General features: G+C 42.8%; 26 protein-coding genes. 5 read left to right on the plus strand and 21 right to left on the minus strand.

What is annotated here, in order from left to right:
* Positions 1 to 55: 55 nt before the first annotated feature.
* From SORDD25_RS07780 to SORDD25_RS07790, 3 genes are read right to left on the minus strand one after another with little or no spacing between them, the layout of a single operon-like run.
* The gene (locus tag SORDD25_RS07780; RefSeq protein WP_061853240.1) at positions 56 to 1,342 is read right to left on the minus strand and encodes a response regulator transcription factor; all 1,287 of its coding nucleotides are present in this window, start codon (positions 1,340 to 1,342) and stop codon (positions 56 to 58) included.
* Between the two features lie 11 nt (positions 1,343 to 1,353).
* Entirely contained in the window at positions 1,354 to 3,024 is a 1,671-nt protein-coding gene (locus SORDD25_RS07785; protein WP_081103679.1) for a sensor histidine kinase, read from the minus strand.
* Positions 3,002 to 3,616 (minus strand): YesL family protein, encoded by a 615-nt coding sequence (locus tag SORDD25_RS07790; RefSeq protein WP_000514460.1) that lies wholly within the window; start codon positions 3,614 to 3,616, stop codon positions 3,002 to 3,004. The genes SORDD25_RS07785 and SORDD25_RS07790 overlap by 23 nt, the downstream gene beginning before the upstream one ends.
* A gap of 133 nt (positions 3,617 to 3,749) precedes the next feature.
* On the opposite strand from SORDD25_RS07790, the gene SORDD25_RS07795 reads away from it, so the two are divergent.
* Positions 3,750 to 4,319: an MptD family putative ECF transporter S component gene (locus SORDD25_RS07795; RefSeq protein WP_061853241.1), complete on the plus strand. Its 570-nt coding sequence runs from the start codon at positions 3,750 to 3,752 to the stop codon at positions 4,317 to 4,319.
* A 28-nt stretch (positions 4,320 to 4,347) separates the two neighbouring features.
* On the opposite strand, the gene SORDD25_RS07800 is transcribed toward SORDD25_RS07795, so the two are convergent.
* The 14 genes from SORDD25_RS07800 to tsaB all read right to left on the minus strand — a co-directional run bounded on the left by SORDD25_RS07800 (position 4,348) and on the right by tsaB (position 16,230).
* Positions 4,348 to 5,040 carry a methionine ABC transporter permease gene (locus tag SORDD25_RS07800; protein ID WP_049536857.1) on the minus strand — a complete coding sequence of 231 codons (693 nt, stop codon included), beginning with the start codon at positions 5,038 to 5,040 and terminating at the stop codon, positions 4,348 to 4,350.
* Between the two features lies 1 nt (position 5,041).
* On the minus strand, positions 5,042 to 6,103 hold the full coding sequence (locus tag SORDD25_RS07805) for a methionine ABC transporter ATP-binding protein (protein ID WP_061853242.1): 1,062 nt from the start codon (positions 6,101 to 6,103) through the stop codon (positions 5,042 to 5,044).
* Positions 6,096 to 7,469 (minus strand): M20 family metallopeptidase, encoded by a 1,374-nt coding sequence (locus SORDD25_RS07810; protein ID WP_061853243.1) that lies wholly within the window; start codon positions 7,467 to 7,469, stop codon positions 6,096 to 6,098. The genes SORDD25_RS07805 and SORDD25_RS07810 overlap by 8 nt, the downstream gene beginning before the upstream one ends.
* 118 nt (positions 7,470 to 7,587) lie before the next feature.
* Positions 7,588 to 8,442, minus strand: a complete 855-nt coding sequence (locus tag SORDD25_RS07815; RefSeq protein WP_061853244.1) for a MetQ/NlpA family ABC transporter substrate-binding protein — start codon at positions 8,440 to 8,442, stop codon at positions 7,588 to 7,590.
* 164 nt (positions 8,443 to 8,606) lie between these two features.
* Entirely contained in the window at positions 8,607 to 9,449 is an 843-nt protein-coding gene (locus tag SORDD25_RS07820; protein WP_061853245.1) for an amino acid ABC transporter substrate-binding protein, read from the minus strand.
* A gap of 102 nt (positions 9,450 to 9,551) precedes the next feature.
* Complete coding sequence (locus SORDD25_RS07825; RefSeq protein ID WP_000253936.1) at positions 9,552 to 9,875, minus strand: AzlD domain-containing protein; 324 nt, start codon at positions 9,873 to 9,875, stop codon at positions 9,552 to 9,554.
* A complete protein-coding gene (locus tag SORDD25_RS07830) occupies positions 9,865 to 10,560 on the minus strand; it encodes an AzlC family ABC transporter permease (RefSeq protein ID WP_081103680.1) in 696 nt (231 codons plus the stop codon). Before SORDD25_RS07830 ends, SORDD25_RS07825 begins: the two co-directional genes overlap by 11 nt.
* Before the next feature lie 141 nt (positions 10,561 to 10,701).
* On the minus strand, positions 10,702 to 11,310 hold the full coding sequence (locus SORDD25_RS07835; protein ID WP_061853246.1) for a hypothetical protein: 609 nt from the start codon (positions 11,308 to 11,310) through the stop codon (positions 10,702 to 10,704).
* Between the two features lie 188 nt (positions 11,311 to 11,498).
* A complete protein-coding gene (locus SORDD25_RS07840) occupies positions 11,499 to 12,173 on the minus strand; it encodes a CPBP family intramembrane glutamic endopeptidase (protein ID WP_061853247.1) in 675 nt (224 codons plus the stop codon).
* 184 nt (positions 12,174 to 12,357) lie between these two features.
* Positions 12,358 to 13,026, minus strand: coding sequence for a CPBP family intramembrane glutamic endopeptidase (locus SORDD25_RS07845; RefSeq protein WP_061853248.1), 669 nt, complete (start codon positions 13,024 to 13,026; stop codon positions 12,358 to 12,360).
* Between the two features lie 115 nt (positions 13,027 to 13,141).
* The gene (locus tag SORDD25_RS07850; RefSeq protein WP_061853249.1) at positions 13,142 to 14,005 is read right to left on the minus strand and encodes an XRE/MutR family transcriptional regulator; all 864 of its coding nucleotides are present in this window, start codon (positions 14,003 to 14,005) and stop codon (positions 13,142 to 13,144) included.
* Positions 14,006 to 14,112: 107 nt separating this feature from the next.
* Positions 14,113 to 15,123: a tRNA (adenosine(37)-N6)-threonylcarbamoyltransferase complex transferase subunit TsaD gene (gene tsaD, locus SORDD25_RS07855; RefSeq protein WP_061853250.1), complete on the minus strand. Its 1,011-nt coding sequence runs from the start codon at positions 15,121 to 15,123 to the stop codon at positions 14,113 to 14,115.
* Complete coding sequence (gene rimI, locus SORDD25_RS07860; protein ID WP_061853251.1) at positions 15,113 to 15,550, minus strand: ribosomal protein S18-alanine N-acetyltransferase; 438 nt, start codon at positions 15,548 to 15,550, stop codon at positions 15,113 to 15,115. Before rimI ends, tsaD begins: the two co-directional genes overlap by 11 nt.
* A complete protein-coding gene (gene tsaB, locus SORDD25_RS07865; RefSeq protein ID WP_061853252.1) occupies positions 15,547 to 16,230 on the minus strand; it encodes a tRNA (adenosine(37)-N6)-threonylcarbamoyltransferase complex dimerization subunit type 1 TsaB in 684 nt (227 codons plus the stop codon). Before tsaB ends, rimI begins: the two co-directional genes overlap by 4 nt.
* Before the next feature lie 188 nt (positions 16,231 to 16,418).
* Here tsaB and cibA point away from each other — a divergent pair, with 188 nt between their 5' ends.
* A complete protein-coding gene (gene cibA / locus SORDD25_RS07870; RefSeq protein WP_000180842.1) occupies positions 16,419 to 16,601 on the plus strand; it encodes a fratricide two-peptide bacteriocin subunit CibA in 183 nt (60 codons plus the stop codon).
* 1 nt (position 16,602) lies between these two features.
* Positions 16,603 to 16,746, plus strand: a complete 144-nt coding sequence (locus SORDD25_RS07875) for a bacteriocin (RefSeq protein ID WP_061853253.1) — start codon at positions 16,603 to 16,605, stop codon at positions 16,744 to 16,746.
* A gap of 276 nt (positions 16,747 to 17,022) precedes the next feature.
* On the opposite strand, the gene SORDD25_RS07880 is transcribed toward SORDD25_RS07875, so the two are convergent.
* Positions 17,023 to 17,238 carry a hypothetical protein gene (locus tag SORDD25_RS07880; protein WP_061853254.1) on the minus strand — a complete coding sequence of 72 codons (216 nt, stop codon included), beginning with the start codon at positions 17,236 to 17,238 and terminating at the stop codon, positions 17,023 to 17,025.
* A gap of 291 nt (positions 17,239 to 17,529) precedes the next feature.
* Between SORDD25_RS07880 and SORDD25_RS07885 the strand changes: the two genes are divergently transcribed.
* Both SORDD25_RS07885 and rnjA read left to right on the plus strand, forming a co-directional pair.
* Positions 17,530 to 17,763: a DNA-dependent RNA polymerase subunit epsilon gene (locus tag SORDD25_RS07885; RefSeq protein WP_000639585.1), complete on the plus strand. Its 234-nt coding sequence runs from the start codon at positions 17,530 to 17,532 to the stop codon at positions 17,761 to 17,763.
* Position 17,764: 1 nt separating this feature from the next.
* A complete protein-coding gene (rnjA, locus tag SORDD25_RS07890; RefSeq protein ID WP_000331971.1) occupies positions 17,765 to 19,447 on the plus strand; it encodes a ribonuclease J1 in 1,683 nt (560 codons plus the stop codon).
* A 200-nt stretch (positions 19,448 to 19,647) separates the two neighbouring features.
* On the opposite strand, the gene mnmG is transcribed toward rnjA, so the two are convergent.
* The 3 genes from mnmG to mnmA form a co-directional block, all read right to left on the minus strand.
* Positions 19,648 to 21,561: a tRNA uridine-5-carboxymethylaminomethyl(34) synthesis enzyme MnmG gene (gene mnmG, locus SORDD25_RS07895; protein WP_061853255.1), complete on the minus strand. Its 1,914-nt coding sequence runs from the start codon at positions 21,559 to 21,561 to the stop codon at positions 19,648 to 19,650.
* Between the two features lie 8 nt (positions 21,562 to 21,569).
* On the minus strand, positions 21,570 to 22,025 hold the full coding sequence (locus SORDD25_RS07900; RefSeq protein ID WP_061853256.1) for an NUDIX hydrolase: 456 nt from the start codon (positions 22,023 to 22,025) through the stop codon (positions 21,570 to 21,572).
* Between the two features lie 139 nt (positions 22,026 to 22,164).
* Entirely contained in the window at positions 22,165 to 23,286 is a 1,122-nt protein-coding gene (gene mnmA, locus SORDD25_RS07905) for a tRNA 2-thiouridine(34) synthase MnmA (RefSeq protein ID WP_061853257.1), read from the minus strand.
* Positions 23,287 to 23,473 lie beyond the last annotated feature (187 nt).

The following is a 23,473-nucleotide window of genomic DNA, read 5'->3' on the forward strand; positions in this document are numbered from 1 at the left end:
TTCCTCCATAAGATATTTTGAACATTATAGCATTTTTTGTACAGGAATACAACTTTTACAAGCTGGTTTCAACTTGTTTGCGATAAGCTTTCGGTGATTTTCCGCACAATTTACGGAAAACCTTGTAGAAATATCCAACATTACTATAGCCAACTGCATAGCAAATATCTTCGATGCTATCACTGGTCGAAAGTAAGAGTTGCTGCGCTGCTTTTATTCGCTGTTTATTGAGCAATTCCGCAAAGGTTGAGTTGGTTTCTCTCTTGATTAGCTGACCGAGATAGACAGGATTGATAAAGAGATCCTTGCTGATGTCCTTAAGTGAGAGCTCTTTCTGGTAATCACGCCCAATCACTTCCAGAACACTCACCACATTTTCATTCATGCGGTACTGGCCAAAGAACTTGGTCAAGGTGTCCTTGATATAGGCAACCAATTCTTCAAAGGTGTTAATGGCATGGATAGCTTTGACAATCTCGGTCATATCATCTGCTTTTAGGTGTTCAAATAAATGAAAGACATCCATGACAAACTGAGTGAAGAGCTGCTTTGTGATGGCCACGCGCGGGGTATTCTTCAAAACAACCTTCTCTAGCAGGGTTAATTCTTCGATGATTTGATTGATATTCCCTTGGATAATCACCCGATAAATCGGCTCGTAATAAGCAAACAAACTCTCGGATTTTTCTAGATTGACTGAGCCGTAGAAAAGGGCTTTTTCAGCGTTGATCTTCCAATTCTCAAAGGACTGCTGGAAGGGTGCTTCAAATGGTGTCACGATGATGCCATCGAGCGGTTGATCAGAGATGAAAATCTGCCAGTCTTGCCCCAAAACATAGTAAGGAATGGTGAAAGAACCTTGCTTTTCCTTGGAAAGCCCAATCCACCAGCTGTCTTTACCTGACAGGTAGTTCGTAAATCCTGTCTCATCCAATTCTTGACTGAGGGTCTGACTTTGCTCCACCTTTTCCTGAAGTTGCTGCGCAATCTTTTCTAATAAATTTCCCAACTCCACCTTGTCTACTGGCTTGACCAGATAATCCACGACACTAAGGTTCATGGCTTTTTTGACGTAGTCAAACTCCTGATAACCAGACAGCAAGATATAATAGGTATCTGGAAGTAGCTCTTTCATTTCCTTAATCATCTCAAGTCCGGTCTTATCTGGCATGTTGACATCGGAAATGACCACATCTACTGGATTTTTCTTGACGTAATCCAAAGCATCATCTGCGTGATTAGCTGTTGCGACGACTTGCATATCCCATTTTTCAAAGGGGATTAATCGCTTGAGCCCCTCTGTCACCATGTACTCATCGTCTACTAATAAAACTTTATACATTTCTACCCTTTCTATTCATCCTGGATAATGATATGGTAACGAACACCTTCTTGCTCAGCTGACTCTACACTGATTTGGTAGCGATCCCCAAAGTAGAGAACAAAGCGTTCGTGTACATTTACTATTCCAATTGATTGCCGCTCCCCACTATAGCTTGCCTCGTGTTCAAAACTTCTCTGAGCTAATTTTTCTTGCAAGCTAGCTAGTTTCTCAGCGGACATTCCCCGACCATTGTCTTCCACTAGGATTTCAACAAAGCCTTGGCCCTTCAAGACTTTGATACTGATGACATTATCCGTTCTGCGATGGTCAACACCATGGGCAAAGTAGTTTTCTACTAATGGTTGGAGTGTAAATTTTGGAATCCTCATTTCTTCCAATTCTGGTGCGATCTTGAAACCATAGGCAATGGATTTAGGATAACGTACCATACAGAGATAGCTATATTTTCGGCAAAATTCCAACTCCTGCTTCAAGGTCGTTTCCCGCTCGTCGGAGATATTGTTGCGTAACAAGCTACTAAATTCATAGATAATATCTGCTAGTTCATCCTGACTCGCCATAACCGCATACATCCGTAAAAACTCCAGAGTATTGTACATAAAGTGAGGATTGATTTGAGCTTGTAGAGCTCGCATATTGGCATCTTTTTGACTGAGCTCTAGCTGATAGATATCGTGGATATTTTTTTCCAGGCGATCCAACATATCATTGGTTGTTTCTGCAATGAGAAGCAATTCTTGGTCTTTTTCAGAGGTATCGATTCGAAGGCCTTCTTCTCCTTGAGCAATCACCTCGATCGAATCTACTAGGTCTACAACCTGATTTTGGTAATTTGAAAAAGTCTGTCTAAGGGTCACGTACAAAATGATGATAAAGAGAATACTTAGCCCAATAATGACAGCTGAACTCGTCAAAGTTCCTGTAAGAACAAAATTTTTAGGAACAGCAACTCGAACCTGATAACCGTGAGAGGTGACACCTACAAACCAGTTTTCTCGCTCGGCTGAGACCTTCTCCCCAATATGGAACATCTCGGTCTCAAAAGGCGAAGTTACTGTTACAGCCATCGGGATATGACCCCTTGTATTGTCAATAGCGCCATGTAAAACATCTGGGGATAGGGAGATATAGATCACTCCTAAATCCTTGTCAGACACAGAATCGGAAACGGGAATAGCAAAACTATTGGCTGCCGGCTTAAAACCCTCCGCAGAAATTTTCTCTCCACTGCGTTTCTCTCTAGTCGAAACATACACTTCCTTGTAATCCTGAAGAACAATAGCCACTCCAGTCACAAAATCATTCCGAACATAGAGGTCATCAATATTTTCATACAGGGAAACCGAGATATAAGGTGAAGTTTTACGCTCTAATTGCCAATAGAAATAGTCTGGGGTGCTAAGACTGAAATACTTGTAAATCCCTTCGATACGGGCCTGATTTTCAACCAAAGACTGGGCAAGTTGGGTTGACTCTCTGTGATAATATTCCACTTCACTCACTGTCCGAGTGGTCACACGTTCTGCAACCCGTTGGGCCTCTTTCTCACGTGAATCCCAGTCAGCATACGATAGCATAATCGCAAAACTGGCAATCACCACGATCATAACCAAACTATAAATCCGTAAAAGAGAGTGAAGCCAAAATTGCTTCATTCTATTTTGTCGCCAATTTTTCATGGATACTTTCATAAATAGGTTCCAACATATCACTGATAAAGAAATGCCACATTCCAATTCCTACAAAAAAGAGTAAGGCAGGCATATAATAACCAACTCCTACAAGGAGAGCAGACCCGAGTAAAACCTTGGCAATCGCAGGTAAGCTCATAAAAATCCCGATAAGGGACAGTTTTAAGGTGTTTTGGTAGGATAAATCAAAGTACACCTGAAGTTTCAAGGACACAGTGTAGGCTAGAAAGACAAGAGCAACTACAAGGACGTTGAGAAAGGTCGCCAAGAGGTGGAAAATCGTCTGGTGGGGCAATTGAACTAGAAGATACAAACCATAAACTAGGACAAGATCCACAAACACAAAACTATAGAAAGCCAGATTGCTCTTGACAAAATTGCTCTTATACAATTCCCAAGCTTCCTTCAAATGGTAGGCTCGATAGGTATAACCATGTTCCGCATACAAACTCATAAGAGTTGCACTAGCTGGGGCCAAACCAAAGACCACTCCTCCTGCTAGTGTTAATAGCCAGAAATAAGCCGTCGCAATCATTCCCAAAAAGATACGATTAAAGACGAATTCTAGAAATTTTCCCATGCCACTCTCCTTAAACTAACGATGTAACTATTATATCATATTTCAAACGTTTTCAAAAATATAGAACTCCCATTTACAATCCTCAAAAAGCGTGATACAATTGGTTTTGTTAATTTGCATCAAGGAGATTCTCATGAAGAAAAATATCTTAACCACCCTCTTGGCCGCCGTCCTCTACTTTCTCTGTGTAGGGATTGGAGTCTTCCTAGGACACCTGGTCGACCAAACAGGCAATATGTTCTACGCACCTGCCTTTTCTGCACTTGTCGGTGGCAGTGTCTACATGCTTCTTTTGACGAAGGTCCCTCGTTTTGGCGCTATCACCACTCTAGGACTTTTTATGGCAATTTTCTTCCTGACTAGCAAACATGGCGCTGGTGCCTTTCTCCCAGGACTCGCCTGTGGTCTTGCAGCAGATGCCATCGCTCGTCTCGGAAACTACAAAGACCGTATCAAAAACACCCTCTCCTTCCTCGTCTTTGCTTTTAGCACAAGTGGCCCTATCTTCCTCATGTGGATCCGTCCCAAAGCTTACGTGGCCACCTTACTTGCGCGTGGGAAATCCCAAGAATACATCAACCGTATCATGGTCGCTCCAGAGTTGGACAAAATCCTTCTCTTTGTTTCAAGTATCCTCCTAGGTGCCTTGATTGGGGCTGTGGTTGGGCAAACCATTAGTAAAAAGCTTACACACAAGATCTAATCACTAAAAAAGAGCCCTTCGGCTCTTTTTATTTATGACTTAGTTTCTTGGTCAAGAAATCTCCCAAGAACTGGATTGTAAAGATAATCAAGATGATAATGATGGTTGCCAAGATGGTCACATCGTGATTGTAACGGTTAAATCCATAAGCGATGGCTACGTTACCGATACCACCAGCACCAACTGCTCCTGCCATAGCTGTTTCCCCAACAAGGGAAATCAAGGTCACAGTCGTCACACGAATCAAATCTGGAAGACCTTCTGATAGGTAAACACCCACGATGTCCCAGAATGTCGCTCCGCTCGCTTGAGCCGCCTCAATGACACCACCATCTAGTTCAGCCAAGACCACCTGAACCTGACGGGCAAAGAAGGCAAAGACTGCAAAAGAAAGGGGGACAAGGGCTGCATTTGGCCCGATACTAGTCTTGACGATCAAGTGAGACAGTGGCGACATGATTGCCAAGAGGATGATGAAAGGAACCGCACGGAAAATAGAGGTAATCTTATCTAAAATCCAGAAGATAACCTTATTTTCCAAGACACCGCCTGGCGCTGTCAAGACGAGGAAAAGACCTGCTACCAACCCCAAGAACCCTCCGATGATGAAGGAAAGAACTGTCATATAAAGAGTAAGGTAAATGGCTGTTCCCCAGCCTGCCTGACCAGACCAGCCCATCTTATAGACATTTGGTAAGTAAGTTTGAATCAAGTCTGTCATTTTACTGTCCTCCCTTCAATACTTTTAACTGCACACCCGCTTGACGGATAGCCTCTTGGGCGCCTGCTAGTGCTTCTTTTTCACCAGACAGCACCACAACCAATTCTCCGACTGGAGTGCCATCGAGGATTTCAATATTCCCATAGAGGATATTGGCCGTTACTTGGTAACGCTTGTACAATTCATTCAAAAGTGGCTCGTCTGTCGAAGCCCCTGCATACTTGAGCTGCACTAAGATACTGTTCTCAGATAAATGTTCTACGATTTCTTGCTTCTCAATCTTGACCATGGCTTCGTCAATACCTGTAGCTGTTGAGATAAAGTCCTGGGTCAAAGGTTGTTTAGGATCTGAGAAGATTTCAAGAACACTACCCTCTTCAATCAAATGCCCATCCTGCATAACTGCCACACGGTTGGCAATATCTTTGACAATCTGCATTTCATGCGTAATCAAGACAACGGTCAATCCTAATTTTTGGTTCAAATCTTGCAACAAGGCCAAAATCTGCTTAGTTGTCTTAGGGTCGAGGGCAGACGTTGACTCGTCTGAAATCAAAATTTTTGGATCATTTGCCAAGGCACGCGCAATGGCCACACGCTGTTTTTGCCCTCCTGATAGTTGTGAAGGGTAGTTTTCAGCACGATCCGCCAAGCCAACCAAGTCTAACAACTTGGCTACTTTAGCTTTCTTTTCTTCCTTGCTGAGTCCAGAATGTTTAAGGGCAAAGGCCACATTCTCCTCGGCCGTTTTCTGGCTCATAAGATTAAAGTGTTGGAAAATCATCCCGATATCTTGACGTTTCCGACGTAACTGTTCCGCCGTCAAAGTGACCTTACCATCAAAAATCACATCGTCATCAATGGTAATTTTCCCTGCAGATGGTTTTTGCAAGAGGTTAATCACCCGTACAAGGGTTGATTTCCCTGCTCCAGAATATCCAACGATTCCGTAAATATCCCCTTCTTGGATGTGAATGGTCACATCCTTGACCGCTGTGATGGTTCTCTTCTTTTGGTGAAAAGTCACATCAATCTGATCTAACTTGATAATATCTCTACTCATAGCTTCTAATCAGCTCCTCTACTAATTCAATATGGGTGTAGTAATCGGCGATTCGCACATTTTCATCTCCACCATGGTCTCGGCTATTGGCATTTCCTAGACCGAAGGCCACCATTGGTACCTCTAGGGCATCAAAGACCGTATGCATAGGTCCTGTTCCTGCTGTGGTCGGCAAGACTGAAACGCCCTGTGGATAAAATTTCTTGGCCAACTCGATTACGTTGAGAATGGCCGGCGCGCTCATATCGCTTCGATAGCTCATCTCTCCCAAGGTATAGTATAATTCTACCTTATCAAAGCCATTTTTGTCTAGCTGTTTCCGAATTTTTTCCAGAACATCATGTGGTTCTAGGCCAGGAACCAAACGAACTTCTAACTTGGCACTGGCTTCTGCTGGCAAAATCGTTTTAACCCCTTGCCCTTGATAACCTGACTGAATCCCTTCGATATTAAGGGCTGGCTCAAAAAAGAAACGTTTTAGAAAGGCTGCACGTTCCTCTTGTAAGAGAGGCAATTCCAAGCCATAAATGCGACTGATTTCCTCAGGATTGCGTTGGGCGTAGGTATCTACCAAGGCTAGTTCTCGTTCATTTGGCTCTTGAACATTCTCGTACAAGCCTTCTACCAAGATACGTCCATCAGCAGCTCGCAGACTACTTAAGGCCTGGATAAGATACCACGGCGCTGACTCCACGACACCACCATAACTCGAGTGGATATCCACATCCGCACTTTTCACCTTAGCATCAAAGGTCACAATCCCTTTGTTTCCGCCAGAGATTTCCAGCTGTTCCAAGGCGTTCTTGGTCCCTTGCTCCCAGACTAGCAAGTCCGCCCCACGAAGTTTGTCTGCGTGTTTCTCTAAATACTTATCTAGATCCATGGAAGCAGACTCCTCTGCTCCCTCCATGATAAAGCTGATATTGACAGGCAGATCATCGTGATGCTGCATATACTTTCTCAGAGCACTCAAACGAGCTGTGATATGACCTTTGTCGTCGTCAACCCCTCGTCCATACATAAAGCCGTTTCGCACAGAAAGGGTAAAAGGATCCTCTGTCCACACCTGGTCGCCATCCGCTGGCACGGTGTCATAGTGATTATAGAAGATCAAGGTCTTGACATCCGGACGCGAACTCTTGAAATGCGCCATGACAAAGGGAGCCGTATAGCTCTCATCAATCTCCACTTCAGCCCCTACACGCTTGAAAATCTCACCCAGATAGTTTGCGACCTCCTTGAGTCCAACCTGTTGGGCAAAGACTGATTTCTTGGAAATCAAGGTGCGCAAGACTTCAAAATAATGTTGGGCCACATGATCCTTCTCAAATTTTTCAATCTGCTCTTGTTCGCTAGGAAAAACCATTTTCTCTCTCTTTCTACTACGTACTTGCGTCCTCAAAACGACCACAAGTGCCTCTTTAAAATCAACTCTCTATACAAAAGTAAGAGGTGGAAACTCTCTCCCACCTCCCTGTGTCTTATTACCAAACTGGTTGGTCCAAACCATCTGATGTTTCTTCGATAACTTTTTTCACTTCATCAGTGTGGTAAGCCGCGATAATTTTCTTGATGGCATCAGCTTTAGGTGATGATTCCCAATCTTTTTTCGCAACGATAATGTTGTACCATTGTTTTGAATTTTCATCAGCTTGTTCTTTGAAGAGTGCTTTCTTGTAGTCCAATTTTGCTTCTGTAACGAAGGTATTGTTTACAACGGCAGCATCAACTGATGACAATGAACGAGCTGTTTGGCTAGCGTCCAATTCAGTAATTTTCAAGTTCTTTGGATTTTCTGTGATGTTCGCAACTGTTGCAAGAGCAGTTCCAGAAACATCCAATTTAATCAAACCAGCTGATTGAAGCAAGTAAAGCGCACGGCTTTCGTTTGTTGCATCGTTTGGTACGGCGATTTCACCGTTATCTGGGATTTCTTCCACTTTGGTGTACTTGTTTTCTTCCCCATTTTTACCTGAGTATAGGCGGATTGGTGAGATGTAGGTATCTGCAATCGCTACAAGGTCTTTCCCGTTTTCTTTGTTCCAGTTGTTCAAGAAGTTATAGTGTTGGAAAGCATTCAAATCTACTTCACCATCAGCAGTTGCCTTGTTTGGTTGTGAGTAATCTGTAAACTCTGTGAATTCCAATTTAATGCCATCTTTTTCAACTAATTCTTGGATTTTATCCCAACGCGCTTCTTCAGAACCGCTACGGTTAACTGTTGCAATTTTGACAACTGTTTCGTTGTCTGCTTTCTTTTCTGAATTTCCGCAAGCTGCAAGAGCCAAACCTGCGACTGTAGCAAGAGCTGCTACACCGAGCAATTTTTTAATTTTCATAATTCTTTCTCCTTTGAAAATAATACCGTAATAGTATCTCATACTTTATTTGATTTCGCAAATTGTTATTAGATAGGCAGACATATAGTTTGAAACTATATACCTAAAAATTGAGAAATCATCCACCTTTCTCAGACTGGATGATTTCAGATGATTTCATACGATTATTTAATATCAGCTTCTGCTGGGAGGTAAGTGTCTCCAAAGAACTGTTTAGACAATTTTTCAAGAGTTCCGTCTTTGTAGAGTTCTTGAATACGTTTGTCTACAAATGATTTCAACTCATCTTGACCTTTAGCAAGAAGTGGGTAAACGTAAGGTTGTTGGTCGCTTGGAAGTTCAATGACTTTCAAGTTGTCCAAACCTTGGTTCTTGATAACTGTTTCAACACCAATCTTATCAAAAATCTTGTAGTCAAACTGACCATCGCTCAAACGAGACATGATTTGTTGGAAATCGGCCTTGGTGTAGTTAAGAACCGTTGGATTGTCAGCGTGTTGTTTGTTATAATCTTCTAGCTGTTTAGCTGATGTTGTCCCTTGAACGACCTCAGTAGACTTGCCTCCGATATCATCAATCGACTTGATGCTGTCATCGTCTTTCTTCACAACGAGAACGTTAGGGTTTTTAGCAGTTGGCGCTGCATAAAGGTACTTTTCAGCACGTTCTTTGGTATAGCTGATATTGTTCACAGCCATTTGGTAACGGTCGCTATCAAGACCTGCAAAGACACCTGACCACTCTGTCTTTTCAAACTTGACATCGTATTTGTCAGAGTCTTTAAAGATAGCACGGACTACTTCAATCTCATAACCAGTCAACTCGCCATTTTCTTCGTAGTTGAATGGTTTTGGTGAAGCATTGGTTGCAACGATAATTTCTTTCTTACCAGATGCTGCTTCGCTAGTTGCAGTATCTTTCTTATCTCCACCTGAACAAGCTGCTAGTACACCTGCGGCAACAAGTCCTAGAGCAGCAAGAGATGAATATTTGACGATTTTTTTCATGTCATTTCCTCCAAAATAGAATACTGTACTATCTTAACAGAAATTATTTTTTTCGCCATTATATGATATCTATCTCGGTGATAGGTTTTTTCTATGGCTGATTTAAAAGACCAGACGCAAGACTGCAATCAAGACCACTCCAAAAAGAACTGTGCCCACTAGATTGCGGTAGCGAAAGGCTACCCAAGCCGTTGGAAAGACTGCTAAAAAGTCCAACCATTTGATTTGAGGAAGGCTCCCAACCTTGCCTGTCACTACGCTTGAAAGAATCAAAGCAAAGATAATGGAAACAGGCAAAAATTTCAAAAAACGCTCGACGATTGCTGGCAAGCCCTTGTACTTAACCAAAATGAAGGGGATCATGCGGGGAATCCAAGTCACTAGGCCTGAAAAGATAACGGCTAACAAAAGATATTTACTGACCATCTAAGACCACCCCCATTGTACATCCAAGTAGCGTCGCAAATAGAACAGCTAGAGACTGAGACACCACTGTCAAGAGCAAAAAGAAAGACACCGTAACAACTGCTAGGATTTTCAGCAGATTGCGGACAGGAATCCGTCTTTGCATAATCTGGAACTGCGAAGCAAAAATCCCGATAAACATTCCCACAAGGGCAAAATCAAGGCCAAAGATTTCTGGATTTGGCAGTAAACCACCTAGAGCTGTCCCAACAACTGTCCCAACAAACCAAGCTACATAACTGTTGAGATTATTCCCATGCATCCACATAGGATTGACCTTGTCTGTATGGGCTAATTCTCCCATCAAAACCCCGTAAGTCTCATCTGTCAAGAGACTAGACATACCGATATTTTGCCAGAGACTGGTATGACGGAAATAGGTCGACGCATGCAAGCTCAGCAAAAAGAGTCGTAAATTGATTAAAAAGACTGTCATGGCAATGGCTGCTACAGGTGCTTGGACCGCAATCAATGCCAACATGGCAAACTGGGCGCTCCCAGCATAAACAAAGAGGCTCATCAGGCCCATCTCAACAGGTGTCACATAGGGCGCACCGATAATCCCACAAGCTAGACCGATACTAACATAGCCAAGGGCAGTCGGCATGGCAGCCTGAATACCTTCCCAAAATCCTTTTTCTTTCATCTTTTTCCTCTTATTTTCTTCGTTTGAGGCTGTTCAAGGTCACAGCCACAGCAAGAAATATTATAACACATTCATAAAAGAGAAAAAAGTTTAGAGTTTGGAACTTGGAGCTAGTAAACATTGTAAAAAAATTTTACCTGCTTATGGATACATGAGAAATTGATCCACTCGAATCATATACTTGTTGGCTTCAGTTTTTTCAGCATATTCATCTTCTGTCGGATAGACATCGACCCAGAGTTCCCACTGTTGTCCTTTCAGCTTGACTTTATAGCGGTAACCGTCATCGTATAGCCCTACCGGATCAGTGATCATGGACTGGTAATCTGGGAGTGCTTCAAGTTCAGTTTTTACATTCTGGGATAAGGTATCGAGCAATGCTTTCTGCTCAGCTTTGGAGGAAACGGGGAAATAAGTCGCTACTGTCTCCAAGCGATGCGATTTTGAAAATGTGAATCTTACTCGACCTGTATGGCCCTTCAAAGAAATATTTTCATAATCATAGAAAAGGCGGCTTGTTTTATAGAAATAAGGGTCTTCTGCACGCCAAGTATCGCGATAGGCCATTTCCTCTTCTTCTACCACTTCGCTAGCCTCTCCAAATACTTCTTCAAAAGACTTCTCAGGCATACCGAATGAAAGGGACTCAAACAAGACCAGTTGTGTTTTTTTAACATTCAGGCAAGCTATTAGCAACATGAGTAAAGCTCCAATAGCAAGCAAACTACTGATTATTTTTGTAAATTTCATATTTCTACTATACAAAAAAACTCTATGATTGACAAACTTTGATCGAGTCGGATTCCGTGGTTAGATTCTAAAATTACTTTTTCATTTGAGGTAACAAGGAATTGAACAAGAACTATTATTAGATATTGGAGATAAAAGAAGACTGGGAAGCCAGCCTTATCTATGTGATGTAAATATTTCTGCTAAATCTAGTAGCCAAACACCAATAAGTTCACGATGATTAAAAAGCTATTCCACAAGATGTGGAGTGCTATTGACCAATAAACTGAACGTGTATAACGAAAAAATATACAGAGTAGCAAACCTGCTCCAGCATAAATGATGAAGTCTGTTAACACCCATCCATACTGCAAAACATGAATGAAACTAAAGAGAGTGGAGGAAACGATGACATCTATATAGTACTTTTTCAATTTAGATAGTGCTGTCATCAGAAGCCCACGAAAGACCAATTCTTCAACTATCGGAGCAATAAGACTGCCATAGAGAATGCGCGTTACAAAGTAACTAATTCCTGTCAAATTAGCTGCTTCTTTCACAATTGCACTCCCATTTTGCGTGCTGGGAAAGATATGAGTCGTTATATTTACCCACAAAAACATCAATAGAATGAAAAGAAAGAAGATACCCAGATATGACCAACGGAACTGGAATCGACCGTACTCTTTCCAACGTTGACTCTTTACAAGAAGTGCAGTAGCAGCAATTCCCTCAATTACTATAAATAAAATTTGAATCCCATAAAATCCAAAATCGGATAACTGGTTCACTGAGTCTAATTTTGCTACAAGATTAAAAATCGAGTAATAGGACACGAGCACCAAAATTGTCCCTAAATAAAATTTCGTTTCTTTCCTTTTCATAGTTGATCCTTTTAAGTTTTATTTGCGTCTTCTTTCAGCCAAACCTGCCCAAAGTCCTTTCGTCCAATCAAAAGCACCGTAAGGTCTTGGTCCAGCACTACAAACTGACTCTATTAGAACTGACTCGGGAATTTCTATATCACAGCTAGTGTTCTCTTTTGCTAATTAGGATTATTGAAAAACTCTAAAACAACAAGGGGAGAATCTGACCAATACCATTGTAGACTATGTGCAGTCCAATAGGCCAATAAATGGACTTTGTCACTCTAAATAAGACTGCAAATATGAGACCGCCACCCATATATACGAAAAAGTCTGTCAAGACCCAACCGTGGTTACTAATGTGCAAGATTCCAAACAAAGCAGCCGAACCGAGCACATCCAGTCCCCATTTCTTTCCTTTTTCTAGAGCGGTCATCACCAACCCACGATAGATTATCTCTTCAAAAATGGGACCTGCAATCACAGGATAGAAAAAATACATCAAAAATGCCGTTGCTCCCGTAAAAGTAGGGACATCCAGTTGATAAGCAATTTCATTTTTGGTAGATGAGAAAAGATAAAATGTGACGAAATTCCAAATAACAAAAGCAAGAAGAGCTAAAAAGGAATAAAAAAGATAGGAACCTCTAAATTTTCGACTGTTGATTTTCTGCCATTTCCCTGACCAAACCATAACAATAATAGCAAGCAGAACCACAAGAAAATGCAATATCATACTTGATAGATAATATTCAAAGTCAGATAGGCCCGCAGCAAGGTCGCTGTGTAAAAGCAAACGAATGAAGAACTGGTCAACAATGACAAGTAAAACGGCTATAATAAAGTAGTAGCTTGAGATTATCTTTTTCATTCTATTTTCTCCTATACTATGAAATAAGGATAGTATAACACGGAAATCACCACATTTTAGTAAATCGCATATTTGACATTTTTTCTCATAGAAATTTCAAATTTGCGATTGCGGACTACTCAATAAGCTCTTTGAATTGCTGTAAGCGTAGTTCAAAAAGGGCTGTTAATTGAGGATTTTCTAATATTTTCAGAGATTGGATAAAGTGTTCAATCTCTTTTTGATTGCTCCCCTTAGTTTGAAGGAAAATGCTCATCTTCTTTAAAAACTGCCACAGTAATTTCTCAAAAACATCGTACGGACGGAGCATGCTCTCCAACTCGGATTCAAAGATTGGGATATAAGAGAAAAGTTTACGCTCCATGAGTTCTGATATAATATTCAGAAATCCACTTTTCATATACAATCGATTGTGTACCAACTCTTTAAATTCCTTGGATTTTTCAAGTAAAGAGGTGGATAAAAAAATCAGATCTTGATTACTTAAGAAAGGCATGGTATTGCAAAAAAGATAGAGTTCAAACCAGGTCCAAGACTCGATAGCATAGAGGTAAGTAGTTAAAAACTCGCTATCCTCCTCTTCTAGCGGATACCTTTTATCTAAGGAATGGATAGCATCTTTGATCACAATAGCACTCAAACGACGATAGGTCTGCGCCATCTGTTCTTGCTCGACTTCCTCTAATAGTTTCTCTAAGCCTGCTATATCTTGATGGGCAAAACGATCCGCAACCTTTCGACCAAATCGCATGTGTGGGGATTCTTGATAGTTGTTGAGCTTGTGTCCAAACTCATCGAAGGTCACATTTATCCCTTGGATAGCTAGGATCAGCTTATCCGCAGACAGCATAGACTGTCCTAGTTCAAACTTAGATAGCTGGGATGCTGTCAGTCCATCACATGCTACATCTGACTGTTTGAGTTTTCTCGCCAAACGTAATTCCTTGTAAAATTCTCCCAATTCTTGTTTTTCAATCATCTCCTTACTCCCTTATCAACTCACTTCACTTTTCTATTCGTAAAAATTTTTACTTTTTAGCATATTATAAAATATTTTATCAAAAAAGCCAGCTCAAAGCTGACTCTTTATTCTATGGTATCAAAGGCGAGACTCGGTTTGGCATTGAGATCCAAGCTTGCGAAGTTTTCTTTGTTCCACTCGCTGACGCTAGCATAGGCAATCATGCCTGCATTGTCTCCACAAAGGCGCAGGGGTGGGATGATGACCTTGACATCTGTGATTTCAGCTGCTAGGCGTTCTCTGAGCCCTTTATTAGCTGCCACGCCACCGGCCACGACTAGGGTTTTAACGGGATATTTTTCCAAAGCCTTCTTGGTTTTGGCCATAAGAATATCCATGACTGCTGCTTGGAAAGATGCTGACAGGTCTTCCTTGGACAAGCTCTCTCCCTTTTGCTCGGCATTGTGGTAAAGATTGATAAAGGCAGACTTGAGACCTGAGAATGAGAACTCCAAATTGTCTTCCTTAATCATAGCACGAGGAAAGTCATAAATATCCTGCCCCTGATGAGCTAGCTCATCAATTTCGCGACCTGCAGGATAGGTCAAGCCCATGACACGGCCGACCTTATCATAGGCCTCACCAACCGCATCGTCCCGTGTCTCCCCAACAATCTTATAATCCCCAGCCTCAGAAACATAGACCAACTCCGTGTGCCCACCGCTGACCAAGAGGGCTAGCAAGGGAAATTCCAAAGGCTCGACGCTCTGAGCTGCCATGAGGTGGCCCGCCATGTGATTCACGGGGATCATCGGAAGTCCATGTGCCCAAGCAAAGGCCTTTGCAGCCGACAAACCAACTAGCAGTGCTCCAACCAATCCTGGCCCATAGGTAACCGCAACAGCTGTTACATCCTCTTCAGTAATCCCTGCTTCTGCTAGCGCCTCCTCGATACAGGCTGTAATAACCTCGACATGGTGACGACTGGCCACTTCTGGCACTACGCCTCCAAAACGTTTGTGGCTCTCAATTTGACTCGCAATGACATTGGACAAGAGCTCATCATCGTTTTTCAAGACGGCGACACTGGTCTCATCACAGGATGTCTCAAATGCTAAAATATATCTATCCTTCATCTATTTCTCTCTTCATGATGATGGCGTCCTCGACTGGATCATGGTAGTAAGCCTTGCGCTCAGCGATGACCGCCATCTTTTCTTTCTTATAAAATGCTTGCGCTCGTTGATTTGACTTTCTGACTTCGAGGAAAATTTCCTTTTCTATCGGCAATTGAGCAAACAAGGCTGACGCAATTCCCTGACCCTGATAGGCTTTTTTGACAGCGATTTGCAGGACTTCTGCCTCAAAGAGATTCTCCTGAACGGCTAGAAAGCCAATCACTTCTGCCCCATCATAAGCCATAGCATACCATGTCTGGTCTTGGGACAGGTCTGCTTGGATTTGTTCCAGCGTCCAAGGACTGACTGGGTAAACAGCTGCCATGACAGCATAGATAGATTGAGCTAGGTCAGGCTGTCTTTGGATTCGTTTGATTTCTATCATAGGCGTTTAATGTAAGGCTCGCCAGACTCGGAGTGGTTCTTGAGCCAATGTTCCTCAGCTTCTACACGCTTGAGATAGTTTGGTACAAAGTCGTGCAAGGAGTCTGCTTCCTTATCCCAAGCCCAAAGAGCAAGATTAGCTGCATTTGGCAAGGTTTCTTGGTAGCTAGCTTGTGGTAGCTGTTCCTGGATCTGCTCCACAAAGGGGACAACTTCTCCAACAAAAGTCACCTGGTCAGCATCCTTGACCTTCTCTATCACTTCCGCAAAGGACAGGTGTGCTTCTGGCATGACAGGTTTGTCATTTTCATAAAATCCTGCATAAACATTGTTGCGACGAGCATCCATCAGGGGAACAAGTAAGCCTTCTTGTTGACGTGGTACCAGAGCCAATAGACTTGACATACCAACCAACTCAATGTTCAGGGTATGAGCCAAGGTCTTGGCAGTTGCTACCGCAATTCGTAAGCCTGTGTAGCTACCTGGCCCTTCCGCCACCACGATTCGATCCAAATCCTTGGGCGTCCAATCCAAACTTGCCATCAAAAAATCAATGGCAGGCATGAGGGTAATACTGTGATTCTTCTTGATATTAATCGTCGTCTCGGCAAGAACCTGCTTGTCCTCTAAAATAGCGAGAGAAAGAGCCTTGCTGGACGTATCAAAAGCTAATACTTTCATAACACATTCCTATCTTTTTGTCTGCTTACTATTATACTACAAAAGCCAACGCATGGGAATTTTCTTTCTTCCCAAACAAAAAGCCCTGCCACTTAGGCAAAGAGTATGTACAAAAATTCAAAAAAATTTTACATTTTTCCTATCTTTTCCGAATATATAAGTGAACAAGAAAAAAGGAGGAAAGTTCAATGACAAATTTTGACGTTCTTGACAATCAATTTTTATCGTTATCTGAAAACGAATTATCAGATATTGATGGTGGTCTCGCTCCCTTAGTTATCTTTGGAGTAGCAGTATCTTGGAAAGCTATTGCAGGTGGAACAGCACTTGTAGGTTCTGGTTTGGCAGCTGGTTATTTTTTAGGAGGTTAGTATGATTAAAGGTTTAGATAAGTATTGTGCAATTTCTAATAAAGAATTGCAAGAAATTAAGGGTGGTTTTGGCGTAGGTGTTGGTATAGCTTTATTTATGGCTGCTTACACTATCGGGAAAGATCTTCGTAAGAAATTTGGATAAGTCATGCTAGATAAAAAATACATTTTTAGAAGGGTAAACTTTTTTCTCTTCTTCGGCTATAGCCTGCTCTATCTTCTAAATGATTTAAACATAACTAGGATCTCCTTACCAGTTGATTTATCGGTTTGCATTGTTTTCTTTATATGTTTCAACTCGATTTTCGATGCGAGAGATCATCATAAACATAAGGATATCATCTGAAAATAGAAAAGTCCGCCCCTTCTATCAAGACGGGGTGAACTTTTCGTATCTGTTTATTTAGATGAATAATCGAGCTCAAACATTTAAACCAAAGTGAAAAACGAGCCAGACAACATAGGTGACAAGAAGCAGAAATATAGAGTAAAGTGTTACAAAGGTCAGCCTCCAAAGGAATTTTGTTTTTCGGTGCTCTAGATATGTAAAAATAAGATTTCCTCCATAAACACAAGCTACAAAGACTACAAACATCAAGAGGCGAACCCCAATCGCAAATTCAAACAAACTAAACATCCTTAATCCTCCTTGTTTTAAAAGCTATAGGGAACGTTCCCATCTATAAATTTCCCCTTCTCCTTCCATTATAACACCTTATAGCTATCCGACCAAGCCCTACTAATCTCTTTTTGCCCTTCTTTCCCTCTTGACTTTCTCGTTTTCTGTCTTTTACTAATTTTTCATTTTGTGGTATAATTGAAATAATTGTAACGAATCAAGGTCAATCTAGACACAAAATGGAATGAAATCAAGCAAATCTCTGCTAAAAGTTTGGAATAAGCTGACCTGTAAATAGAAAGGAACTATATGATTTACAAAGTTTTTTATCAAGAAACAAAAGAACGTAGCCCACGTCGTGAAACAACACGCTCACTTTACCTAGACATCGATGCCAGCTCAGAACTTGAGGGCCGTATCGCTGCTCGCCAACTTGTCGAAGAAAACCGCCCAGAGTACAACATCGAATTCATCGAACTCTTGTCTGACAAATTGCTAGATTACGAAAAAGAAACTGGCGCTTTCGAGATTACGGAGTTCTAATATGGCCTACACTCTTAAACCTGAAGAAGTCGGCGTTTTTGCCATCGGTGGTCTGGGAGAAATCGGAAAAAACACATACGGAATTGAATACCAAGACGAGATTATTATCGTCGATGCTGGGATTAAATTCCCAGAAGATGACTTGCTGGGTATCGACTATGTCATTCCTGATTACTCTTACATCGTGGACAACATTGACCGCGTCAAGGCTGTTTTGATTACACACGGACACGAGGACCACATCGGTGGGATTCCTTTCCTGCTCAAGCAAGCAAATGTCCCTATCTACGCTGGACCACTTGCCCTAGCTTTGATCCGTGGAAAACTCGAAGAACACGGCCTCTTGCGCAACGCCAAACTTTACGAAATCAACCACAACACTGAGTTGACCTTTAAAAACCTCAAGGCAACTTTCTTTAGAACCACTCACTCCATTCCAGAGCCTTTAGGAATTGTCATTCATACTCCTCAAGGGAAAATCGTCTGTACGGGTGACTTCAAGTTCGACTTCACGCCAGTTGGAGAACCTGCGGACTTGCACCGTATGGCAGCCCTTGGTGAAGAAGGCGTACTCTGTCTCCTCTCTGACTCGACAAATGCGGAAGTACCAACCTTTACCAACTCTGAAAAAGTCGTCGGCCAGTCTATCATGAAGATCATTCAAGGTATTGAAGGACGTATCATCTTTGCATCCTTTGCCTCAAATATCTTCCGTCTCCAGCAAGCAACAGATGCTGCTGTTAAGACTGGACGCAAGATCGCAGTCTTTGGTCGTTCTATGGAAAAAGCCATTGTCAACGGTATCGAGCTTGGCTACATCAAAGCTCCTAAGGGAACCTTTATCGAGCCAAATGAAATCAAAGACTATCCTGCAGGCGAGGTTCTGATCCTCTGTACAGGTAGTCAAGGGGAGCCGATGGCAGCCCTCTCTCGTATCGCTAATGGAACTCACCGCCAGGTGCAACTCCAACCCGGCGATACGGTTATCTTCTCTTCAAGTCCAATCCCTGGAAATACGACTAGCGTCAACAAGCTGATCAACATCATTTCAGAAGCTGGTGTTGAAGTTATCCACGGTAAAATCAACAATATCCACACCTCTGGACACGGTGGTCAGCAAGAGCAAAAACTCATGCTCCGCTTGATTAAGCCTAAATACTTCATGCCTGTCCATGGTGAATACCGTATGCAGAAAGTCCATGCTGGACTAGCGGTGGATACTGGTGTCGAGAAGGACAACATCTTTATCATGAGCAATGGTGATGTGCTTGCCCTTACTGCTAACTCTGCTCGTATCGCAGGCCACTTCAACGCCCAAGACATCTATGTCGATGGAAATCGTATTGGCGAAATCGGTGCAGCTGTCCTCAAAGACCGTCGTGATCTATCTGAAGACGGTGTCGTACTTGCAGTCGCAACTGTTGACTTCAAGTCTAAAATGATCTTGTCTGGTCCTGATATCCTCAGCCGAGGCTTTGTCTACATGAGAGAATCTGGAGACTTGATTCGCCAAAGCCAGCGCATCCTCTTCAATGCTATTCGTATCGCACTGAAGAACAAAGATGCTAGCGTGCAATCTGTCAATGGTGCTATCGTCAACGCTATTCGCCCCTTCCTCTATGAAAATACGGAACGTGAACCAATTATCATCCCGATGATTCTCACACCAGATGAAGAAGAATAAACCAACAAAACAGCCCCGTCTTCGGAGCTGTTTTTCTCTATGCTTTCTTTTGAGATTGAAACTCAATAAAAATCGAAATCAGACTAGAAGGCTAGGCAAAAGCATAACTCAAGTTAGCTCCCATAGTTCGGGGAACTATGGGAGGTTGTAGATGAATCAAAGCCAAGCTTTGAACTCATTCATAAGAAACCGACGACGTATCATTTTGATTTTTGAAGATTTTTAGAAATACTACGATTTTTACCTTCCAGATACACCATCAAAATAGAAATATCTGCTGGGTTTACTCCTGAAATACGGCTGGCTTGGCCGATGGTTTCTGGATTGATGAGTTTGAACTTCTGGCGGGCTTCTGTCGCGATAGAATCAATATCATCCCAGTCAATATTGGCTGGAATTCGTTTTTCTTCCATGCGTTTCATCTTGGCAACCTGGTCCATAGCTTTGGAAATATAGCCTTCGTACTTGATTTCTGTTTCAATTAATTCGATAATCTTGTCATCCAAGTCCTCTGCTGCAGGTCCGATGAAGGCTACCACATCCTGGTAAGAAACTTCTGGACGGCGAAGGAATTCCTTGGCTGTCACCGCATCTGTCAACTGCTTGAAGCCCATCTCCTCAACCTTAGTATTGGTTTCCTTGACTGGCTTGAGTTTGATACTGTCAAGACGTTTCATCTCATTGTCAAATTGATTTTTCTTGATTTCAAAGCTAGCCCAGCGTTCATCATCCACAAGCCCAATCTCGCGTCCCATCTCTGTCAAACGCATATCCGCATTGTCATGACGGAGGATGAGACGGTATTCAGCACGACTGGTCAAGAGACGATAGGGTTCAATGGTTCCCTTGGTCACCAAGTCGTCAATCATCACCCCGATATAACCGTCACTGCGCTTCAAAATTAACTCAGGCTTGCCTTGGATTTTCAGAGCCGCATTGATACCCGCGATAATCCCTTGACCAGCAGCTTCTTCGTAACCTGACGTTCCATTTGTCTGACCAGCTGTGAAGAGGCCTGAGATTTTCTTGGTTTCCAGAGTCGCACGCAACTGGTGAGGTAAGACCATGTCGTACTCAATGGCATAACCAGTTCGCATCATCTCAGCATTTTCTAAACCTTTGATGGAATGAACCAGCTCACGCTGCACATCCTCAGGCAGACTGGTTGAAAGTCCTTGAACATAGACTTCCTCTGTATTGCGCCCTTCTGGCTCAAGGAAGAGTTGGTGACGTTCCTTGTCCGCAAAGCGCACAATCTTGTCCTCAATCGACGGACAGTAACGAGGCCCCACCCCTTTGACTACACCTGTGAACATAGGCGCACGGTGGAGGTTGTTTTGGATAATCTCATGACTGGTACCATTAGTGTAGGTCAACCAGCATGGCACTTGATCCTTAACATAGTCCTCATCACGTGAGGTATAAGAGAAGTGATTTGGCGCTTCATCTCCTGGCTGAATCTCTGTCACATCGTAGTTGATAGAAGAAGCCTTGACACGTGGAGGCGTTCCTGTCTTGAAACGACCGATTTCGAGTCCCAGTTCCTTGAGATTATCAGCTAGGTTAATAGAAGCTAGGCTGTGGTTAGGGCCAGACGAGTACTTGAGGTCTCCGATGATAATTTCCCCACGGAGGGCAGTCCCTGTCGTCACGATAACAGCCTTAGCAGCATATTCTTGATGGGTAGCTGTACGCACACCGACAACCTTACCATCTTCCACCAAAATCTCATCAATCATGGTTTGACGAAGGGTGAGATTCTCTTGATTTTCAACTGTCTTGCGCATTTCCTTAGAGTAAAGTTCCTTATCAGCCTGCGCACGAAGGGCACGGACAGCTGGCCCCTTCCCAGTGTTAAGCATCTTCATCTGGATGTAAGTCTTGTCAATGGTCTTAGCCATTTCGCCACCAAGGGCATCGACTTCACGCACGACAATTCCCTTAGCAGAACCGCCGATAGAAGGATTACAAGGCATGAAAGCCAACATTTCAATGTTGATGGTCGCAAGCAAAACCTTACAACCCATACGGCTGGCAGCTAAGGAAGCCTCAACCCCAGCGTGCCCCGCACCGATTACAATAATATCATATTCTTCCGTAAAATTATAAGTCATTTTCTCTCCTATTTCTCAAGATGAATGTGTCTTAGTTGGCCATCCCAATCTGGTAGGGCTGTTTTTAAAAAGGCTGGAACTAGCTGGATATTCTGGAGTTTATCCAAATCAATCCACTCACAGGGCTGCATTTTCTCATCTTCCTGCATGGTTAAAGGAGCGTCCTCCAGTAGATCAACTAGATAATGAAATTCGATGTTGTGATAGGAAACACCGTCCTGTTCAAAACGATTCTCAACTACAAAGGCTAGTCGCCCAGCCTCAGCTTTGACACCTAGTTCTTCCCTCACTTCACGAACTACCGCTTCTTCCGTGCTTTCATTGACTTGAATCGCACCGCCAATAGTGTAATACTTGCCCTTATCTTTGGTAACTAGGAGCTTGCCATTTTGGAGAATCAAGGCTGTCGCCCGAACACCAAAAACAGTATTTCCCACTTTTGTCCGAAAGTCTGGTTGAGTCATTTTTATCCTTTCCCTTAAACGACACAAAAACAGTCAAAACTCCAAAGAAGTGCAGGACAAAAAGCCTGCAACATCCATGAGCTTTGACCATCATTTCTATTGCTTTTATTATTGTAGCAAATTGAGAAAATTTGTCAATCTATATGTACTGACAAACCTGTCCATCTCGATAAGCATTGTCAATCAAACCGCCACCTAGACACTCTTCGCCATCGTAAAAGACAACTGCCTGTCCTGGTGTGATGGCACGTTGCGGTTCCGCAAAGATGACCTCTGCCTTGTCTCCTTTGACATGTACAGTCACCTTAGAATCAGGCTGACGGTAGCGGAATTTAGCCGTACATTCTAGGGTAAACTCTTCTGGCATATCACGAGTAAAGTGGACCTGACTGGCTTCTAAGCTAGTTGACATAAGCGAGTCATGGTAGAAACCTTGGCCTACATAGAGAATGTTCTGGCTCAGGTCTTTTCCAACAACGAACCAAGGGGCATTGTCACCGCCGTGTTGCCCACCGATACCGAGTCCGCCACGCTGACCGATTGTATAGTACATCAGGCCAGCATGCTCACCCATATCGCGACCATCCACAGTCATCATGCGACCAGGCTGAGCTGGTAAGTAGTTGCTGAGAAATTCTTTAAAGTTCTTTTCTCCGATAAAGCAAATCCCTGTTGAATCTTTCTTCTTGGCAGTCGCAAGACCTGCTTCTTCTGCTAGTATTCGTACTTCAGGCTTTTCCAAATGCCCCAATGGGAACATGGTTTTTTGGAGTTGTTCTTGCGAAAGTTGACTGAGGAAATAGGTCTGGTCCTTCCCATTGTCCACGCCACGAAGCATGTGAACGATGCCATCCTCATCACGCGCCACTCGAGCATAATGCCCAGTCGCTACATAGTCTGCACCCAAGGTCATAGCATAGTCCAAAAAGGCCTTGAACTTGATTTCCTTGTTACACATAACATCTGGATTTGGCGTGCGCCCTGCACGGTATTCCGCTAGGAAATACTCAAAAACGCGGTCCCAGTACTCTTTTTCAAAATTGACAGAGTAGTAAGGAATGCCGATCTGGTCTGCCACCGCAGCCACATCCTTGTAATCTTCGGTCGCCGTACAGACGCCGTTTTCATCTGTGTCGTCCCAGTTCTTCATGAAGATACCGATCACATCGTAGCCCTGCTCCTTAAGCAAGAGAGCCGTCACCGACGAATCAACACCACCACTCATCCCCACAACAACACGTGTTTTAGAGTTATCACTCATGGTAAGTCTCCCATCTATTCGTTTATTTATACCCCTCAAAATTCTATTTACTATGACTTTCAATAGAATTTATTTGAGTATAGTTATTTCGTTTGCTTTTAGTACTAGGCAACGAGTCGCAGGCATAACTTGAGTTAGGCAAGACGAGTTAACAACGTAATAAAAGATAAACGAAATGACTTGTTCA

Origin of the sequence: Streptococcus oralis (assembly GCF_001579525.1) — a bacterium.
In the GTDB taxonomy this organism is placed as follows: Bacteria; Bacillota; Bacilli; order Lactobacillales; family Streptococcaceae; genus Streptococcus; species Streptococcus oralis_M.

Excerpts from the sequence above, each read along its gene's own strand:
- SORDD25_RS07780 (WP_061853240.1), bottom strand. The coding sequence starts at position 1,342 with ATGTATAAAGTTTTATTAGTAGACGATGAGTACATGGTGACAGAGGGG.
- SORDD25_RS07785 (WP_081103679.1), bottom strand. The coding sequence starts at position 3,024 with ATGAAAAATTGGCGACAAAATAGAATGAAGCAATTTTGGCTTCACTCT.
- SORDD25_RS07790 (WP_000514460.1), bottom strand. The coding sequence starts at position 3,616 with ATGGGAAAATTTCTAGAATTCGTCTTTAATCGTATCTTTTTGGGAATG.
- SORDD25_RS07795 (WP_061853241.1), top strand. The coding sequence starts at position 3,750 with ATGAAGAAAAATATCTTAACCACCCTCTTGGCCGCCGTCCTCTACTTT.
- SORDD25_RS07800 (WP_049536857.1), bottom strand. The coding sequence starts at position 5,040 with ATGACAGACTTGATTCAAACTTACTTACCAAATGTCTATAAGATGGGC.
- SORDD25_RS07805 (WP_061853242.1), bottom strand. The coding sequence starts at position 6,103 with ATGAGTAGAGATATTATCAAGTTAGATCAGATTGATGTGACTTTTCAC.
- SORDD25_RS07810 (WP_061853243.1), bottom strand. The coding sequence starts at position 7,469 with ATGGTTTTTCCTAGCGAACAAGAGCAGATTGAAAAATTTGAGAAGGAT.
- SORDD25_RS07815 (WP_061853244.1), bottom strand. The coding sequence starts at position 8,442 with ATGAAAATTAAAAAATTGCTCGGTGTAGCAGCTCTTGCTACAGTCGCA.
- SORDD25_RS07820 (WP_061853245.1), bottom strand. The coding sequence starts at position 9,449 with ATGAAAAAAATCGTCAAATATTCATCTCTTGCTGCTCTAGGACTTGTT.
- SORDD25_RS07825 (WP_000253936.1), bottom strand. The coding sequence starts at position 9,875 with ATGGTCAGTAAATATCTTTTGTTAGCCGTTATCTTTTCAGGCCTAGTG.
- SORDD25_RS07830 (WP_081103680.1), bottom strand. The coding sequence starts at position 10,560 with ATGAAAGAAAAAGGATTTTGGGAAGGTATTCAGGCTGCCATGCCGACT.
- SORDD25_RS07835 (WP_061853246.1), bottom strand. The coding sequence starts at position 11,310 with ATGAAATTTACAAAAATAATCAGTAGTTTGCTTGCTATTGGAGCTTTA.
- SORDD25_RS07840 (WP_061853247.1), bottom strand. The coding sequence starts at position 12,173 with ATGAAAAGGAAAGAAACGAAATTTTATTTAGGGACAATTTTGGTGCTC.
- SORDD25_RS07845 (WP_061853248.1), bottom strand. The coding sequence starts at position 13,026 with ATGAAAAAGATAATCTCAAGCTACTACTTTATTATAGCCGTTTTACTT.
- SORDD25_RS07850 (WP_061853249.1), bottom strand. The coding sequence starts at position 14,005 with ATGATTGAAAAACAAGAATTGGGAGAATTTTACAAGGAATTACGTTTG.
- tsaD (WP_061853250.1), bottom strand. The coding sequence starts at position 15,123 with ATGAAGGATAGATATATTTTAGCATTTGAGACATCCTGTGATGAGACC.
- rimI (WP_061853251.1), bottom strand. The coding sequence starts at position 15,550 with ATGATAGAAATCAAACGAATCCAAAGACAGCCTGACCTAGCTCAATCT.
- tsaB (WP_061853252.1), bottom strand. The coding sequence starts at position 16,230 with ATGAAAGTATTAGCTTTTGATACGTCCAGCAAGGCTCTTTCTCTCGCT.
- cibA (WP_000180842.1), top strand. The coding sequence starts at position 16,419 with ATGACAAATTTTGACGTTCTTGACAATCAATTTTTATCGTTATCTGAA.
- SORDD25_RS07875 (WP_061853253.1), top strand. The coding sequence starts at position 16,603 with ATGATTAAAGGTTTAGATAAGTATTGTGCAATTTCTAATAAAGAATTG.
- SORDD25_RS07880 (WP_061853254.1), bottom strand. The coding sequence starts at position 17,238 with ATGTTTAGTTTGTTTGAATTTGCGATTGGGGTTCGCCTCTTGATGTTT.
- SORDD25_RS07885 (WP_000639585.1), top strand. The coding sequence starts at position 17,530 with ATGATTTACAAAGTTTTTTATCAAGAAACAAAAGAACGTAGCCCACGT.
- rnjA (WP_000331971.1), top strand. The coding sequence starts at position 17,765 with ATGGCCTACACTCTTAAACCTGAAGAAGTCGGCGTTTTTGCCATCGGT.
- mnmG (WP_061853255.1), bottom strand. The coding sequence starts at position 21,561 with ATGACTTATAATTTTACGGAAGAATATGATATTATTGTAATCGGTGCG.
- SORDD25_RS07900 (WP_061853256.1), bottom strand. The coding sequence starts at position 22,025 with ATGACTCAACCAGACTTTCGGACAAAAGTGGGAAATACTGTTTTTGGT.
- mnmA (WP_061853257.1), bottom strand. The coding sequence starts at position 23,286 with ATGAGTGATAACTCTAAAACACGTGTTGTTGTGGGGATGAGTGGTGGT.